Genomic DNA, 16,766 nt, shown 5'->3' with positions numbered 1-16,766 from the left:
CCCGTGTTCCTCACCGCCGCCGCCGTGTTCGCCGCCGCCACGCTCACCGCCTGTGGTGGGGGCGGCGACAGCGATCCGGATGTCGTGAAGGTCTCGTACAAGCAGTCCACGGACAACCAGATCCGGGTGCCGGACAAGTACCTGGCCGAGATGAAGAAGCAGTTCGAGAACGCGCACCCGGGCAAGAAGGTGAAGCTCGTCCCGATCAAGGCGCCGGACTCGGAGTACTACACGAAGCTGCAGCAGATGCTGCGCTCCCCGAAGACCGCGCCCGACCTCGTCTACGAGGACACCTTCCTCGTCAACTCGGACATCACGAGCGGGTACTTGAAGCCCCTGGACCCGTATCTGAAGAAGTGGAAGGACTGGGGCCGGTTCTTCGACACCGCGAAGGCCGCGGCGAAGGGCGAGGACGGGAAGACGTACGGGGTGCCGGACGGCACGGACACCCGTGGGCTCTGGTTCAGCAAGGACATCTTCAAGAAGGCGGGCCTGCCCGAGGACTGGCAGCCGAAGAACTGGGCGGAGATCCTGGACGCCGCCCGCACGGTCAAGAAGAAGGTGCCGGGCGTCATCCCGCTGAACGTCTACACGGGCAAGCCCGCGGGCGAGATGGCCACGATGCAGGGCTTCGAGATGCTCCTGTACGGCACGGGCGAGGACCCGATGTACGACCCGGCGAAGAAGAAGTGGGTGGCGGGCGGCAAGGGCTTCAAGGACTCCCTGGAGTTCGTGGAGACGGTGTACGAGGAGAAGCTCGGCCCCGAGGTGTCGGACGCCCTCGACCCGAACATCGGCACGCGGACCCGCGGTGAGCTGATGCCCGAGGGCAAGCTGGCGATCAACCTGGACGGCTCGTGGCTGCCGCAGGACTGGCTGCCCGGCGCGGGCCACGCGTGGCCCCAGTGGTCGAAGGAGCTGGGGCTCGCGCACATGCCGACGCAGAACGGGCAGGCGCCCGGCAAGGTCAGCATGTCCGGCGGCTGGACCTGGGCGATCCCGTCGAAGGCGGGCAACCCCGACCTGGCCTTCGAGTTCATCAAGACGATGCAGACGAAGGCGAACGCGCAGAAGTGGTACGTCGCGAACTCGGGCATCGCGGTCCGTGAGGACGTCGCCGACGACCCGGAGTACGTGAAGGCGCAGCCCGGCATCGAGTTCTTCACCGACCTGGTGGAGTTCACGCACTACCGGCCCGCGTATCCCGCGTATCCGAAGGTGTCGACGGCGGTCCAGGAGGCCATGGAGGGCGTGACGACCGGGGACACCTCGGTCGAGGAGGCGGCGAGGACGTACGACGAGGAGCTGGACTCCGTCACGGGCGGCGAAGTGGTCAAGAAGTGAGCTCTGCCGCCTCAGGGCCGCGCCGCGCGCTGGCGCGGGCCCTGCCGGCCTCGCCCGGTGTGGTCCTGCTGCTGCTGTTCCTCGCGGGCCCGCTGGGCTACTGCGTGTATCTCGCCTTCACCGACCTGCAGTTGACGGGTCAGGCCGAGTCGTCGTTCGTGGGCCTCGACAACTTCACGAAGGCGTTCGGGGACGAGGACTTCCGACACGCGGTCTGGCTGACCCTGGTGTTCACGGTGGTGTCGTCCCTGATCGGGCAGAACACGCTCGGCCTCGGCCTCGCGGCCCTGATGCGGCGCGCGTCCAGGCCGGTGCGCACGCTGACCGGCGGGATCGTGGTGGTGGCGTGGGTGCTGCCGGAGGTGGTGGCGGGCTTTCTGCTGTACGCGTTCTTCCGCCGCGAGGGCACCCTGAACGCGGTCCTCGACTGGCTGCACCTGCCGGGCCAGAACTGGCTGTACACGCTGCCGATCCTGGCGGTGTCGTTCGCGAACGTGTGGCGCGGTACGGCGTTCTCGATGCTGGTGTACTCGGCGGCCCTGAACGAGATCCCGAAGGAGGTCACGGAGGCCGCGCAGGTCGACGGGGCGAGCGGCCTGCGGCGGATGTGGCACATCACGCTGCCGATGATCCGCCGCTCCATCGGCACGAACCTGATGCTCAACACCCTGCAGACGCTGTCGGTGTTCGGCCTGATCTGGGTGATGACCCGCGGCGGCCCCGGCGGCCGCAGCCAGACCCTGCCCCTCTACATGTACGAACAGGCCTTCCAGAACAGCATGATCGGGTACGCGACGGCGGTGGCGCTGCTGCTGCTCGTGGTGGGCTCCCTCTTCTCCCTCGTCTACATGCGCCTGCTGCGCACGGAGGTCTGAATTGTCCGGCTCCGTCACGCGCACGCCGCCCGTCAAGCGCACGCTGCCCGTCAAACGCACGCGGTCCGCCGAGCGCACCCTGTCCGCCTCCGCCCGCCGCCGGGGCCACCGCCTCTCCGCGGACGTGGCGCTGCTCGCGGTGGCGGCGGCGTTCGTCCTGCCGCTCGCCTGGGTGCTGTTCTCGGCCGTGGACGCGGAGGCCGACCTGCGGGTGAAGTTCCCCGAGGAGCCCACGTTCGCGAACTTCGACGCGGTCCTCGTCCCCGACGTGACATTCACCCCGCTCCTCAACAGCCTGCTGCTGTGTGGCGGGGCGACGCTCCTGACGGTGAGCTGCGCGGCCCTCGCGGCGTACCCGCTGTCCCGCTACCGCTCCCGTACGGGCCGCGCCTTCCTGGCGACGATCCTCTTCGCGACGTGTCTGCCGATCACCGCGATCATGGTGCCGGTGTACGCGCTGTTCGTGCAGGTCGAGCTGATCGACACGATGCACGGCACGATCCTGTTCTTCGCGGCGTCCCAACTCCCGTTCGCCGTATGGCTGATGAAGAACTTCATGGACGGTGTCCCCAGAGAACTCGAGGAGGCCGCGTGGACGGACGGCGCCTCCCCGTTCCAGTCCCTGCTCCGCGTGGTCCTGCCCCTGATGGGCCCAGGCATCGCGGTGGTGACCGTGTACTCGTTCGTCATGATGTGGGGCAATTTCTTCGTCCCCTTCATGCTCCTGCTCAGCCCCGACCAGATGCCCGCCTCGGTCAGCATCAACGACTTCTTCGGCAACCGCGGCACGGTGGTCTACGGCCAGCTGGCGGCGTTCTCGGTCATCTACTCGACCCCGGTCCTGCTCCTGTACATCCTGATCGCACGGCGGCTCGGCGGGGGGTTCGCCCTGGGGGGCGCGGTCAAAGGCTGACTCTTTTGGACGTTTCTACCAGCTGGTCTCGACCGGTGATCCTGGGCGAACACACCGTAGGCGACCCCCCAGTAGCCCTCTAGCGTGTCCGGGTGCACCAGAGTCAGACCACCGGCGCCACGCCGCCCTTCGACAACCTTGCCGCCCGCCGGATGCGGGAGGCCTTGGGGATGGCGCACGGACATGTTGCGTACAGCCTGCGGGCCAGTTACGGCCTCGCGTACGTGACGCCGGACACCGTCGCCGCCTGGGAGCGCGGGCAGCTCGCGCCGAGTTCGGCCGAAGTTACCGCGCTCGCGGGGGCGTTGTGGTGCGCGCCGAGTGAACTGCTCGGCGCCGCGCAGACGTTGCGCGAGCATCGGCTCGCCCATGGCCTCGCCACGCAGGACTTCGCGCGGGCGGTCGGCGTGGAGCACGCCGCGTATGTCCGGATGGAGGAGAGCGGCGCGTGGCAGGGCAATGAGCGGCAGTCGGAGGCCCTCGCCGAGCTGCTCCGGCTCGGCGCGCGGGACTTCACGGCGGTGACGGGCCGCAAGGACCGGCTGGCCGAACTGCTGCGCAGCGCGGTGACGGCCCGCTGGGAGGGGTACGTACGGCCGGTGCTGAAGCTGGTCCCGCTGGAGCGCGCGACCGTGGAGGACGTACTGGACCGGCTGTACGGCGAGTACCACACGCGGATGGTGGCGACGCTGAGCTGGGGCGGGACGGAGAGCGGCGCGGGCCACTCCGGGCGGGAGTTCCTGGAGGGGATCGTGGACGAGTTCTGGGAGCTGGTCGGGCCGGCCGGGGACTGACGACCCGACCGACGAACCGGCCGCCCCCGACCGCCGCTGAACTCAGCTTCCCGTAGGGGGACTCGGGGCGGTCAGAAGACCGACTCCGCCTCGTGCATCCGCGACTCCGGCACCGTCTTCAGCGCCGTGACCGCCTCCGCCAGCGGGACCATCTCGACGTCCGTGCCGCGCAGCGCCGTCATGTGCCCGAACTCGCCCCGGTGCACGGCCTCCACCGCATGCCAGCCGAAGCGGGTGGCGAGCACCCGGTCGTACGCGGTGGGCGTGCCGCCGCGCTGGACGTGGCCGAGGATGACCGGCTTGGCCTCCTTGCCGAGGCGGCGCTCCAGCTCGTACGCGAGGGCGGTGCCGATGCCCTGGAAGCGCTCGTGGCCGAACTGGTCGATCGCGCCGTGCCCGTAGTCCATCGTGCCCTCGGCGGGGTGCGCGCCCTCGGCGACGCAGACGACGGCGAACTTCTTGCCGCGCGCGAAGCGCTCCTCGACCATCTTGACCAGGTCGGCGGGGTCGAACGGCCGCTCCGGCAGGCAGATTCCGTGCGCACCGGCCGCCATCCCGGACTCCAGGGCGATCCAGCCCGCGTGCCGGCCCATCACCTCGACGACCATCACGCGCTGGTGCGACTCGGCGGTGGTCTTGAGGCGGTCCATGGCCTCGGTGGCGACGCCGACGGCGGTGTCGAAGCCGAAGGTGCGGTCGGTGGCGGAGATGTCGTTGTCGATGGTCTTCGGCACGCCCACCACCGGCACCCCGGCGTCGGACAGCATGCGGGCGGCCGTCAGGGTACCCTCGCCGCCGATCGGGATGAGCGCGTCGAAGCCGCTCTTCTCGATGAGCTCCTTGGCGTTGTCGCAGGCGGCGCGGAAGCGGTCGCGCTCCAGGCGGGAGGAGCCGAGGATGGTGCCGCCCCGGGCCAGGATGCCGCTGACCGCGTTCAGGTCGAGCTCCCGGTAGTGGCCGTCGAGAAGCCCCGCGTACCCGTCCTCGAAGCCGATGACCTGGTCGCCGTGCGCGGCGACGGCGCGGTGCACGACCGACCGGATCACTGCGTTCAGGCCGGGGCAGTCGCCGCCTGCGGTGAGAACTCCGATACGCATCGCGCTGTTTCTCCTGCTCGCTAGTCCTGGGGCCTGCCCGGCGGGGCAGCCCCTGCGCTTGAGCCGGGTTCCGATTGTTCCACGGGCATCCGGGGCACGCCCCTTCCCGTACTCCACCGGAAGCGGCGCCTCCCAGACCCTTGCGAACGCCCTGACCCGGCCCTTTCCCGGACCCCCTGCCCGGCGGGCGCCCTATCCACCCGCAGGGGTATTGTCAAGAGGGCAACCACACCATATCGGGTATTTTTGTAGGGGCTTGTCTCGGTCTCTCCGTACGTGTCTTCGTACGTCCCGGGTCAAGGCGCACAAGCGAGCGAGGGAACGGAGAGCAACGCGTGACGCGCAGCGTGTACGTGACCGGGATCGACCGTGGCGACGGCCGCCAGGTCGTGGAGCTGGGAGTCATGGAACTCCTGACCCGACAGGTCGACCGGGTGGGGGTCTTCCGGCCGCTGGTCCACGACGGACCCGACCGACTTTTCGACTTGTTGCGGGCCCGCTACAGGCTCAGCCAGGACCCGGCCTCCGGGTACGGCATGGACTACCACGAGGCGTCCGCGCTCCAGGCGGAGCGCGGCACCGACGAGTTGGTGTCCCACCTGGTCGACCGCTTCCACGAGGTGGCCAGGGAGTACGAGGTGGTGCTCGTCCTCGGCACCGACTTCGCCGACACCCAGCTCCCCGACGAACTGTCCCTGAACGCCCGCCTGGCCAACGAGTTCGGCGCCTGGGTGCTGCCCGTCGTGGGCGGGCGCGGGCAGAGTGCCGAGTCGGTGCGCGCCGAGGCCCGCAACGCGTACCGCGCCTATGAGGTGTTGGGCTGCGAGGTCCTCGCGATGGCGGTGAACCGGGTCGCCCCGGCCGACCGGGACGCCATCTCGGAAGGGCTCACCGCCCAGCTCCCGGTGCCCTGTTACGTACTGCCGGACCTCCCCGCACTCTCCGCGCCGACCGTCGCGCAGATCACGCACGCCCTCGGCGGAACGGTTCTGCTCGGTGACGACTCGGGCCTCGCCAGGGACGCGCTCGACTTCGTCTTCGGCGGGGCGATGCTGCCGAACTTCCTGGGCGCCCTGACGCCGGGCTGCCTGGTGGTGACCCCGGGCGACCGGGCCGACCTGGTGGTGGGGGCGCTCGCCGCGCACAGCGCCGGTACGCCTCCCATAGCGGGCGTGCTGCTGACCCTGAACGAGCGGCCCAGCGAGGAGATCCTGCGGCTCGCGTCCCGGCTCGCGCCGGGCACGCCGGTGGTCTCGGTGGCCGGGAACTCCTTCCCCACGGCGACCGAACTCTTCGCGCTCGAAGGCAAGTTGAACGCCGCGACCCCGCGTAAGGCGGAGACCGCGCTCGGCCTCTTCGAGCGGCACGTCGACACCTCCGAGCTGCTCAACCGCCTCGAGGTGTCCCGCAGCAGCCGGGTCACGCCGATGATGTTCGAGCACAAGCTGATCGAGCAGGCCCGCGCCGACCGCCGCCGGGTGGTGCTCCCGGAGGGCTCCGAGGAGCGGGTGCTGCGCGCCGCCGACGTACTCCTCCGGCGCGGAGTGTGCGATCTGACGCTGCTCGGCGATGTGGAGGCGATCCGCAAGAAGGCCGCCGACCTCGGCATCGACCTGTCCGACTCGCAGTTGATCGACCCGCAGACCTCGGAGCTGCGGGAGAAGTTCGCCGAGCAGTACGCGGCGCTGCGCGCCCACAAGGGCGTCACCGTGGAGCTGGCGCACGACGTGGTCGCGGACGTCAACTACTTCGGCACGCTGATGGTGCAGGACGGTCTCGCCGACGGCATGGTGTCCGGTTCGGTGCACTCCACGGCGGCGACGATCCGCCCGGCCTTCGAGATCATCAAGACGAAGCCTGGGGGCACCTCCCGGCCGGAGGCTGGGGGAGCGAAGATCGTCTCCTCGGTGTTCTTCATGTGCCTCGCCGACCAGGTCCTCGTGTACGGCGACTGCGCGGTCAACCCGGACCCGAACGCCGAGCAACTCGCCGACATCGCCGTCCAGTCGGCCACCACGGCCGAGCGGTTCGGCGTGCTGCCGAAGGTCGCGATGCTGTCGTACTCGACGGGTACGTCCGGCTCGGGCGCCGATGTGGACAAGGTGCGGGAGGCCACGCTGCTCGCGCGCGGGCAGCGCCCGGACCTGAAGATCGAAGGCCCGATCCAGTACGACGCCGCCGTGGAGCCCTCGGTGGCGCGCACCAAGCTGCCGGAGTCGGAGGTCGCGGGCCGGGCCACCGTGCTGATCTTCCCGGACCTGAACACCGGCAACAACACGTACAAGGCCGTGCAGCGTTCGGCCGGCGCCATCGCGGTCGGGCCGGTCCTTCAGGGTCTGCGCAAGCCGGTCAACGACCTGTCGCGGGGCGCGCTCGTGCAGGACATCGTGAACACCGTCGCCATCACGGCGATCCAGGCCCAGACGCCCACCAACTGATCCCCGATCGAAAGCAATACCTGTGACAGCGACTCGTGTTCTCGTCCTGAACTCCGGCTCCTCGTCGGTGAAGTACCAGCTCCTCGACATGCGCGACAACGCACGGCTCGCCGTGGGTCTCGTCGAGCGCATCGGTGAGGAGACCTCCCGGCTCAAGCACACGCCGCTCGCCACGGACGGCGCGGCCCGCGAGCAGAACCGGCCGATCGCCGATCACGAGGAGGCCCTGAAGGCGGTCGCCGCCGAGCTGGCGCACGACGGACTCGGCCTGGATTCCCCCGAGTTGGCGGCGATCGGGCACCGGGTGGTGCACGGCGGCAAGCAGTTCACCGAGCCGACGGTGATCGACGACGCGGTCCTGAAGGAGGTGGAGCGGCTCATCCCGGTGGCGCCGCTGCACAACCCGGCCAACCTGACCGGTATCCGTACGGCCATGTCGCTGCGGCCCGACCTGCCGCAGGTTGCGGTCTTCGACACGGCGTTCCACACGACGATGCCGGAGTCGGCGGCGCGCTACGCGATCGACGTGCAGACCGCCGACCAGCACCGCATCCGCCGCTACGGCTTCCACGGCACGTCGCACGCGTACGTGTCGCGCAAGACCGCCGAACTCCTCGGCAAGCGGCCGGAGGACGTCAACGTCATCGTGCTCCACCTGGGCAACGGCGCCTCGGCCTCGGCGGTGCGCGGCGGGGTCTGCGTGGACACCTCGATGGGGCTCACGCCGCTCGAGGGTCTGGTGATGGGGACGCGTTCCGGCGACATCGACCCGGCGGTCATCTTCCATCTGATGCGGGTGGGCGAGATGTCGGCGGACGAGGTCGACGTACTCCTGAACAAGAGGAGCGGCCTGATCGGGCTGTGCGGCGACAACGACATGCGGGAGATCCGCCGTCGTATCGACGAGGGCGACGAGGAGGCGCGGCTCGCCTTCGAGATCTACGTGCACCGGCTGAAGAAGTACATCGGCGCCTACTACGCGGTGCTCGGCCGGGTGGACGCGGTGGCGTTCACGGCCGGGGTCGGGGAGAACGCGGCTCCGGTGCGGGAGGCTGCGGTGGCGGGCCTGGAGGAACTGGGCCTGGCGGTCGACGGCGAGCTCAACTCGGTGCGTTCCGACGAGGCCCGGATCGTCTCTCCGGAGTACGCCCGGGTCGCGGTGGCGGTGGTGCCCACCGACGAGGAGCTGGAGATCGCCCGGCAGACCTACGCGCTCGTGGCAAACCGGGCGGGCGAACGCAACGACTGAGCGCCGGTCCGCCCATTTGTAGATTCCGCCAGATGGAATATTCCTTAGCGAAACAAAACGATAGGATCCGTCTCATGCGCCGTTCCAAAATCGTCTGCACACTGGGCCCCGCCGTCGACTCGTACGAGCAACTGAAAGCTCTCATCGAGGCCGGTATGAACGTGGCCCGCTTCAACTTCAGCCACGGTTCGCACGCAGAGCACCAGGAGCGTTACGACCGTGTCCGCCGGGCCGCCGAGGACACCGGCCGTGCCATCGGTGTGCTCGCCGACCTCCAGGGCCCGAAGATCCGTCTGGAGACCTTCGCCGAGGGTCCCGTCGAGCTGGTGCGCGGTGACGAGTTCACCATCACCACCGAGGACGTCCCGGGCGACAAGTCCATCTGCGGCACCACGTACAAGGGCCTGACCGGAGATGTCTCCAAGGGCGACCAGGTCCTGATCAACGACGGCAACGTCGAGCTCAAGGTGACCGACGTCGACGGCCCCCGGGTCAAGACCATCGTCATCGAGGGCGGTGTCATCTCCGACCACAAGGGCATCAACCTGCCCGGCGCGGCGGTGAACGTGCCGGCCCTGTCCGAGAAGGACATCGAGGACCTGCGCTTCGCCCTGCGGATGGGCTGCGACCTGGTCGCCCTGTCGTTCGTGCGGGACGCCGACGACGTGAAGGACGTCCACAAGGTGATGGACGAGGAGGGCCGCCGGGTCCCCGTCATCGCCAAGGTCGAGAAGCCGCAGGCGGTCGCCAACATGGCGGGCGTCGTCGCCGCCTTCGACGCGGTCATGGTGGCCCGTGGCGACCTGGCCGTCGAGTATCCGCTCGAGAAGGTCCCGATGGTGCAGAAGCGCCTCGTGGAGATGTGCCGGCGCAACGCCAAGCCGGTGATCGTGGCGACCCAGATGATGGAGTCGATGATCACCAACTCCCGCCCCACGCGCGCCGAGGCCTCCGACGTGGCCAACGCGATCCTGGACGGCGCGGACGCGGTCATGCTCTCCGCCGAGTCCTCGGTGGGCGCGTACCCGATCGAGACGGTCAAGACCATGTCGAAGATCGTCCAGGCCGCCGAGGAGGAGCTGCTCTCCAAGGGCCTGCAGCCGCTCGTACCGGGCAAGAAGCCGCGTACGCAGGGTGGTGCGGTGGCCCGCGCCGCCTGCGAGATCGCCGACTTCCTGGACGCGAAGCTCCTGGTCGCCTTCACCAAGTCCGGTGACACCGCGCGCCGGCTCTCCCGGTACCGCGCCGCGCAGCCGATCCTCGCCTTCACCAGCGAGCAGGAGACCTGCAACCAGCTCTCGCTGAGCTGGGGCGTGGAGTCCCGCCTGGTCCCGCACGTCGACAACACCGACGCGATGGTGGACCTGGTCGACGCGGAGCTGCTGAAGCTCAAGCGGTTCAACGCCGGCGACACCATGATCATCACCGCCGGTTCGCCCCCCGGCGTCCCCGGCACCACCAACATGGTCCGGGTGCACCACCTGGGCGGCGGCGAGCGCGACTGACGTCCGTCCGTCCGTCCGATACGCAAGCGCCAAGGGCGCCCCCTTCGTGAAGGGGGCGCCCTTGGCGTTCGTGCGGCTCCCGGTGGAACTGGGGGCACCGGTCGGAGTTCAGCCGCTCAGGGCGTGATCTCCTGGTTGAAGCCGGGCACGGTGAGAGTGCCGCCGAACTGGCCCGCCTGGACCACCTCGACGTTGGTGAAGTAGATCGTCGGGATGTTCAGCGGCGGCGGGTGCTCCGGGTCGAACGTGATCGGGATGAGCCCGAAGAGGTGTCCGGAGATCTTCTCGGTGTACATGATCGTTTCGCCGTTGCGGATCGTGGACGTGGCGCCCTTGGCCGACCTGATGTGGTACGTCTCGCCGCCCGGACCCTCGACGGTCTGGTGCAGGTCGCCGATGTCCGTGCCCTTGCTGATCACGTACTTCAGGACCTGCTTGGTCTTGCCGCTGGGCGTCTTCAGGTTGACGACGCCCTGGTAGTCGGCGCCCTTGAGGAGCAGCGAGCTGGCCTCAAGGTGCCACGGGTCTTCCGGGATCGGGGCGGGCGGCGTCTCACTGTCGCCGTCGACCTTCTTCTCCACGACACACGGGAACGGCTTCTTCCCGTCGGCGTCCGGGGCGAGCGGGTCGGCGGAGGGATTCAGCCTGTCGGCGTCTTCCTTCGCCTTCTCGGCTGCTTCCTCGGCCTTCTCCGCCGCGTCCTTCGCGCCGTCCGTGACCTTGTCGGCCGCGTCCTCGACACCGTCGACGGTGTCCTTCACCGGGTCGGTGGCATCGCTCTTGGTGTCGTCCGACGCGGACGGCTCGGGTGCCGGGGACTCCGACTCCTGGTCGTCCGGGGTGAAGACGTCCTTGATCTTGTCGCCCACGCCCAGCGGGTCGAGCGGGTTCTCCGTCTCGGTGGGGGACGGCTCGGGCTCCGGCTCGTCGGCGGTGTCGCCCGAGTCGCCGGTGGCAGGCGTCGCGTCGGAGTCGTCGCCCGCCGACGGCTTCTCGGCCGCTTCCTCGGCGTCCTTCTTCTCCTCGGCGGCCTTCTCCTCGGCGGCCTTCTCCTTGGCCGCCTTCTCCTTCGCGGCCTGCTCCTTCTCGGCCTTCTCCTCGGCCTCCGCGTCCTTGTCCGGCGCCGTGACGCACGGACCGTCCCGGAACGGGTTGTCCGGCTGCGGCTTGGCGTGCGCCAGGGTCGGGGTGAGCCCCATGCCCATGAGGATGCTGGTGGGCATGGCGGCGATGGCTATCGCCTTGCCCGCGGGCATGTTCAGCCTCGTGATCAGAGGCTTCTTCGGGGCAGCGTGCCGCGGCCCCGTTCTCGCACGGGGCCCAGCCTCGGTGCCCTCGTACTGCACCTCGTCACCCGGCACGGTGCCTCCCGTTCGTCTGGTTCATCGAGCCCGTTCCTGTCAGGTCGTCACGCGCACCGTTCACAGCGGGCTCGTCGCGGTCGTCCGCGTCGGACCCTTCGGACGTACGGTCCCGTCGCTCGGCCCGGCCGCTCTCGTCCCCGGCCGGAGCCCAGGCGATGCCGAGCGCACCGCCGAGCAGCGCGAACAGGAACCCGACGAGGAATCCACCGATGTTGGACACCACGAGCGAGACCAGGGCGAGCAGGATCGCGGCGACGCCGGCGAAGATCCGCGAGTGCGACTGGAACCACATGGTGAGGCCGAGCACGACCAGGAGCACGCCGATGATCAGCGAACCGGCACCCGCCGTCGTGGCCATGGCCAGCGTCAGGTTGCCGAGCTTGATGTTGGCGTACGGCAGGTAGGCGATCGGCAGGCCGCCGAAGATGGTGAGGAGGCCCGCCCAGAAGGGCCGGCCACCCCGCCAGACCCGGAACTTCTCCCGGTGGACCTTGAGGAAGTGGTCGTTCGGCCCCGATGACACGGCGCTCATGGGACAACAGCTCCTTGGAACCGGCGGTACGTGAATCAGTGCAGATCTGTGGTGGCGGGCGGGGAGACCGGAGCTCCACGCCCGCCGAGCCAGCTGCCCGACGGCCACCCCGTACGGAGGGCCGCAGGACTCGGGCGAGTGCTTAGAAGCACTCCTTCTTGCCCTGGTGCAGCTTCATGCTGAGACCGCTCAGCTTGAAGGTGCCTGCGCTGGTCGCCCAGGCCGTCTGCTTGATGTTGCTGAGAATGGCGCGGTCGGCTTCCTGCGCGAACCCGTTCGGGTCCGCGATCTCCTTGCCGCCCTTCATGCCGGGGCCCTTGGTGGACTGACCCGCGGCCACACCGATGTTGAGACCCCGGAACTCGGCGTCGGCGTCGAGCTGAGCGACGTCGATGTAGAGGTTCTCGGCCTCGACCGGAGTGTCTCCGCCGCCCGCCTTGAGCTGCAGCGTGACGTCACCGATGACCGGGACGTGCGAGACCACCGACTGGCACATGTTGGTGATCTCCGCGGTCTTGAACGCGGAGACGGAGACGGGGTGGTGGGCCTTCTTGCCCTCCATGTCGACACCGACGTCGACACCGCCGTACTGCACCAGACCCTTGCCGTCGAGCTGGTCGGCCGACACCTTGAACGACTGACCCGACACACTGAACGATGCCGCGAGCGCACCCTGCGAGAGGGCGACGCCTATCGCGGCAGTCGCCGCGACGCTCGGCACCATGACCACGGCGAACCGCTTCCAACGGGTTCCGCCACGAGCCACGGATTCCATGACTTTCCTCCTTCTCGGACGTACATCTCCTGGCCCTGACTGCCCTTGGCGGCTCAGCCGGGCAGGGATGGGAGAAGTGCTACGTCCTCGGGAAGGAGAGCGCCCGTACTCCAGGCGCGTACCGCGTCCGAATCACTGACGATCACCCCCGAGCGACAACCACTGGTCGCGCCTGCACGCAACCGCTCGGACAGGCCCCGCCGTTCGGCGAAGACCCCCCTGTCCTTGACCGTCGGCGGCGCCTCCGGCCACTCGGTGGGGACCACGAACCCTGCGCCCCGAGCTGGTTGTCGGGAGTACGGGAATGGACCGAGCGTGGCCGATCGTGGTGCATTCGGAGCGCCCGCACAAGGGGGTTCGTTACTCGCTGGTAACGGCTGGATAACCACGACGCGACGGGCTGACATCGGGCGGCCACACTCGGTGCGGTCAACCCCCCGCACAGACCGGGAAATTGACCGACGGAACCGGACAGATCACCGGCCTTGGCTTACTCCAAGTAACAGCGGCCGCGATTACCAAGTTTTGGTAAAGCGCGGCCGCTGAATCGCTCTGTCGCCAAATTTTCACAACGCCACTGCGGGTCTTCCCGTTTAGGACCAGGTCACCAACTGACGGGCGCCGGGCGGCCGTCACAGCTCGTGAAGCACCCGCCGTACGGGATCAGAACAGCGCGCGGGCCAGTGCCGAGCGCGCCGAGGCGACCCGCGGGTCGTCGGCCCCGACCACCTCGAAGAGTTCGAGCAGCCGCACCCGGGCGGCGTTGCGGTCGTCGCCCGCGGTGCGCTTGACCGCGTCGACGAGCCGGCCGAAGGCGTCGTCGACATGACCGCCGACCAGGTCGAGGTCGGCCGCGGCGATCTGCGCCGCGACATCGGCGGGCCGTTCGGCGGCGTCCTTGCGCACCTGCTGCGGGTCCAGGCCGTTGACCCGCTGGAGCAGTTCGGCCTGGGCGAGGCCGAGCTCGGCCTCGGTGTTGCCGGGGTCGTCGGCGAGGACATTGCGGTACGCCTGCACCGCGCCGCCCAGGTCGCCCGCGTCAAGGGCCTGCGCGGCCGCTTCGAGGAGGGCGTCGTGCGGTCCGGCGGGCTCCTCGGCCGGGGCTGCGGCGTCGTCCGGCGTCGCGCTCGGGTCGACGGCGATCCCGGTGATGCCGAAGCGCTCCTCGCCGACCTGGATCAGCTGGTCGAGGGTCTCGCGGATCTGGGCCTCGGGGGCGGCGCCCTGGAAAAGCGGCAGGGCCTGACCGGCGACCACCGCGAAGACGGCCGGGATCCCCTGGATCCCGAACTGCTGCATCAGCATCTGGTTGGCGTCGACGTCGACCTTGGCGAGCAGGAAGCGGCCGTTGTACTCGACGGCGAGGCGTTCGAGCAGCGGGCCGAGCTGCTTGCAGGGCTCGCACCACTCGGCCCAGAAGTCGATGACGACGGGTACTTCGGCGGAGCGCTGAAGCACCTCGTTCTCAAAACCCGCCTCGTCGACGTCGATGACGAGACTCGCGGGCGATACGGCTTGACCGCCGCCGTTCTTCGCGGATTCGGCGCGCGCCTGCTCCGCCTTGGCCTTGGCCTCCTGGGCCGCCTTCACCGCGGCGAGGTCGACGACTCCGCTCATGGACATGTTCCGTGGCTGCATGCGTACATCCTCCCCCTTCCGCGCGCGCCTGTGAAAAGTCCGGCCGAATCCGTGGGACCGCGGCCCGTCCGCAGGCCCCCCGCCGGATGCGAGGCGTACGGACAGGTCACGGTCGAGGGGTTGCCCCCAAAGGTCCGAGGAGGGACCGTTTCCCTGCGTGGCCAGGGTCCCCACCCCAGCCTGTGGTTGCCGCTCGAAGGTCCCCGTCAGGTTCCTACGAGCTTTCGCTACGACTCGTAGCGTATATCCCGACCGGGGCCCGCGTCCGGTGATCACCGGTGATCTGCCTCACGGAATCGCCGCGGGGTACGGGTGACTTACCGGCGGGTATGGTCGGCCGCATGCGCCGCACACCCCCATGCGCCGGGCGGAAGGGACGCCCCCGGAGCGCCGAGGCCGACACCGCGATCCTGGAGGCGACCCGTGCCGCCCTCGTGGACCTCGGCTGGTCGAAGCTGACGATGAGCGATGTCGCCGCGCGCGCGGGCGTCGCCAAGACGACCCTGTACCGGCGCTGGGCGGGCAAGAACGAACTCGTCGTGGACGCGGTGGCCATACTCTTCGACGAGCTCGAACTGCCGGACCGGGGCAGCCTCGCCGAGGACGCGCAGGGCGTGGTGCTGCAGTTCGCCGCCCTGCTCGAACGGCCGGAGGCGCGTACGGCGTTGATGGCCGTGGTCGCCGAGTCGACCCGCGACGAGGCACTCCGGACGCGCATCCGGCACGCGATCGTGGACCGCCAGAAACGCCTCGTCCTGGAGGGCCGCAGACGCGCCCAGGAACGCGGCGAACTCCCCCGCGAGGCCGACGAGTCAGCGGCCTCCCGCACCGCCGACCTCATCTTCGACGTGGTGGCGGGCGCGGTGGTCCACCGCTCCCTGGTGAGCGCGGAACCGGTGGACGAGGAGTGGGCACGCAGCTTTACCGTGCTGCTGCTGGGGGGGTTGGCCGCGGCGTCCCGTCCCGCACCGTCGGCTGGGTGACTGCCGATCGCCCTCCGGGCTCGTCCTCAAACGCCGGACGGGCTGAATTTTCCGGGCCAGGGCTCATATTTGAGCCCCTCCGGCGATTGAGGAGGCCCGTCCGGCGAGGACTTTCGGGAAGGGGCGGGTAGGGGAAAAATCAGCCCTGCCAGGCGCAGCTGCCCAACGAGGCCTCGCCCGACTCGACCAGCCGCTCCGCCTCCCGCGCAGGCACCAGCGCACTGTGCGAGTCACGGCACACCACCGTCCGGTCCCCGTACCCCGCAAGATCCGCGAGGATCTGGTCCCAGTGCCGGTACTGGACGTCGTGCCCCGTGTCCGCATAGCGCCGTACGACCTCACGCCCCGGCAGGGCGTCCCGCCAGACGGCGAGGGTCGACGGCGGCACCGTCGTGTCCTTCTCCCCCGCGTACAGGTAGGCCGGCGCCTTCAGCCGCGACAGGTCGGGCCCGGGACGTTCGCAGTAGAGCCGCTGTTCGTGCACCTGCGGAGCCACATCGGCTTGCTGGCCACGCTGGTTGAAGGTCCGCGCACCCTCTTCGTACGCGGTGTCCGCGAAGCCGGGGATGGACTTGACCGGGCTGTCGTCGGGGAACGCCCACCACTTGCGCGGGTCCTTGACGGAGTCCTTCAGGGCCGCGCCGAGCGCGTCGTCGGACAGGGCGCAGTACGCGGGCTTCGCGCCGTACGGGGGCAGCGCGGCGGCGAGGTGGAGCGCGCGGACGCGTTCGGGGGCGCGTGCGGCGAGCTCGGCCGCGTACGGGCCGCCGCCGGAGATGGCGATGACGGAGACCTTCTCGACGCCGATCCGGTCGAGCACGGCGAGGGCGTCCTCGGCGAAGTCGGCCTTGCCGAGCCCGGGGTCGAACTCGGTGTCACCGAAGCCGTTGCGCTCCACGGATATGAGGCGCAGGCCCATCTCGTCGCGGGTGGACCCGAAGAAGTCGGTCATGTGCTGGGCGCGGGCGGAGGTGCCCGTACCGCCGATGAACAGCACCGGGCGGCCGTCGCGCGGCCCCGCGTCGGTGAAGTGCGCCGTGCGCCCGGAGGGCAGCTTCGCCGCGTGCACGTCGGGGCCGAGCGAGTCGAACTCGTCCTGTACCTCGGGCAGTCGGGGCGTGTCGGCGACGACGGCGCCCGAGCCTCCGACGAGGAGCGTGCCGAGCACGGCGAGGGCGGTGGCGGCGAGCGCGGTACGGCGGCGGGGTGGTCTCAAGGTGTCCTCCGGGGCGGGTGCGTGTATCGCGAACGCACCTACC

14 protein-coding genes are annotated in these 16,766 nt (G+C 69.6%); 8 read left to right on the top strand and 6 right to left on the bottom strand.

From position 1 onward, the window contains the following. Window positions 1-3: 3 nt before the first annotated feature. The 4 genes from GUY60_RS04655 (at window position 4) to GUY60_RS04640 (ending at window position 3,926) form a co-directional block, all read left to right on the top strand. Window positions 4-1,344, top strand: coding sequence for an extracellular solute-binding protein (locus tag GUY60_RS04655; RefSeq protein WP_161694048.1), 1,341 nt, complete (start codon window positions 4-6; stop codon window positions 1,342-1,344). Beyond that, complete coding sequence (locus GUY60_RS04650) at window positions 1,341-2,219, top strand: carbohydrate ABC transporter permease (RefSeq protein WP_161694038.1); 879 nt, start codon at window positions 1,341-1,343, stop codon at window positions 2,217-2,219. Before GUY60_RS04655 ends, GUY60_RS04650 begins: the two co-directional genes overlap by 4 nt. Before the next feature lie 79 nt (window positions 2,220-2,298). Further along, a complete protein-coding gene (locus GUY60_RS04645) occupies window positions 2,299-3,132 on the top strand; it encodes a carbohydrate ABC transporter permease (protein WP_187369929.1) in 834 nt (277 codons plus the stop codon). Window positions 3,133-3,284: 152 nt separating this feature from the next. Further along, window positions 3,285-3,926 carry a helix-turn-helix domain-containing protein gene (locus tag GUY60_RS04640; RefSeq protein ID WP_188132152.1) on the top strand — a complete coding sequence of 214 codons (642 nt, stop codon included), beginning with the start codon at window positions 3,285-3,287 and terminating at the stop codon, window positions 3,924-3,926. Between the two features lie 71 nt (window positions 3,927-3,997). Here GUY60_RS04640 and GUY60_RS04635 read toward each other — a convergent pair whose 3' ends face one another. After that, a complete protein-coding gene (locus GUY60_RS04635) occupies window positions 3,998-5,023 on the bottom strand; it encodes a 6-phosphofructokinase (RefSeq protein WP_161694034.1) in 1,026 nt (341 codons plus the stop codon). Between the two features lie 335 nt (window positions 5,024-5,358). On the opposite strand from GUY60_RS04635, the gene pta reads away from it, so the two are divergent. The 3 genes from pta (at window position 5,359) to pyk (ending at window position 10,215) form a co-directional block, all read left to right on the top strand. Next, the gene (gene pta, locus GUY60_RS04630; protein ID WP_161694032.1) at window positions 5,359-7,461 is read left to right on the top strand and encodes a phosphate acetyltransferase; all 2,103 of its coding nucleotides are present in this window, start codon (window positions 5,359-5,361) and stop codon (window positions 7,459-7,461) included. Window positions 7,462-7,483: 22 nt separating this feature from the next. After that, the gene (locus GUY60_RS04625; RefSeq protein WP_161694030.1) at window positions 7,484-8,710 is read left to right on the top strand and encodes an acetate kinase; all 1,227 of its coding nucleotides are present in this window, start codon (window positions 7,484-7,486) and stop codon (window positions 8,708-8,710) included. Window positions 8,711-8,784: 74 nt separating this feature from the next. Further along, window positions 8,785-10,215 carry a pyruvate kinase gene (gene pyk, locus GUY60_RS04620; RefSeq protein ID WP_161694028.1) on the top strand — a complete coding sequence of 477 codons (1,431 nt, stop codon included), beginning with the start codon at window positions 8,785-8,787 and terminating at the stop codon, window positions 10,213-10,215. Between the two features lie 116 nt (window positions 10,216-10,331). Here pyk and GUY60_RS04615 read toward each other — a convergent pair whose 3' ends face one another. The 4 genes from GUY60_RS04615 to GUY60_RS04600 all read right to left on the bottom strand — a co-directional run bounded on the left by GUY60_RS04615 (window position 10,332) and on the right by GUY60_RS04600 (window position 14,524). After that, the gene (locus GUY60_RS04615) at window positions 10,332-11,471 is read right to left on the bottom strand and encodes a hypothetical protein (protein WP_246234287.1); all 1,140 of its coding nucleotides are present in this window, start codon (window positions 11,469-11,471) and stop codon (window positions 10,332-10,334) included. Window positions 11,472-11,565: 94 nt separating this feature from the next. Next, the gene (locus tag GUY60_RS04610; protein WP_161694024.1) at window positions 11,566-12,111 is read right to left on the bottom strand and encodes a DUF6114 domain-containing protein; all 546 of its coding nucleotides are present in this window, start codon (window positions 12,109-12,111) and stop codon (window positions 11,566-11,568) included. 142 nt (window positions 12,112-12,253) lie between these two features. After that, window positions 12,254-12,886 (bottom strand): DUF6230 family protein, encoded by a 633-nt coding sequence (locus GUY60_RS04605; RefSeq protein ID WP_161694023.1) that lies wholly within the window; start codon window positions 12,884-12,886, stop codon window positions 12,254-12,256. 663 nt (window positions 12,887-13,549) lie between these two features. Continuing rightward, window positions 13,550-14,524 (bottom strand): tetratricopeptide repeat protein, encoded by a 975-nt coding sequence (locus tag GUY60_RS04600; RefSeq protein WP_161694020.1) that lies wholly within the window; start codon window positions 14,522-14,524, stop codon window positions 13,550-13,552. A gap of 341 nt (window positions 14,525-14,865) precedes the next feature. On the opposite strand from GUY60_RS04600, the gene GUY60_RS04595 reads away from it, so the two are divergent. Beyond that, on the top strand, window positions 14,866-15,507 hold the full coding sequence (locus tag GUY60_RS04595) for a TetR/AcrR family transcriptional regulator (protein WP_161694018.1): 642 nt from the start codon (window positions 14,866-14,868) through the stop codon (window positions 15,505-15,507). Window positions 15,508-15,646: 139 nt separating this feature from the next. On the opposite strand, the gene GUY60_RS04590 is transcribed toward GUY60_RS04595, so the two are convergent. After that, the gene (locus GUY60_RS04590; RefSeq protein WP_161694016.1) at window positions 15,647-16,723 is read right to left on the bottom strand and encodes an alpha/beta fold hydrolase; all 1,077 of its coding nucleotides are present in this window, start codon (window positions 16,721-16,723) and stop codon (window positions 15,647-15,649) included. Window positions 16,724-16,766 lie beyond the last annotated feature (43 nt).

This window comes from Streptomyces boluensis (assembly GCF_009908195.1).
GTDB lineage: Bacteria > Actinomycetota > Actinomycetes > Streptomycetales > Streptomycetaceae > Streptomyces > Streptomyces boluensis.
The sequence above is the reverse complement of the archived record's forward strand: the minus strand, read 5'-3'. Positions and strand labels throughout refer to the sequence as shown.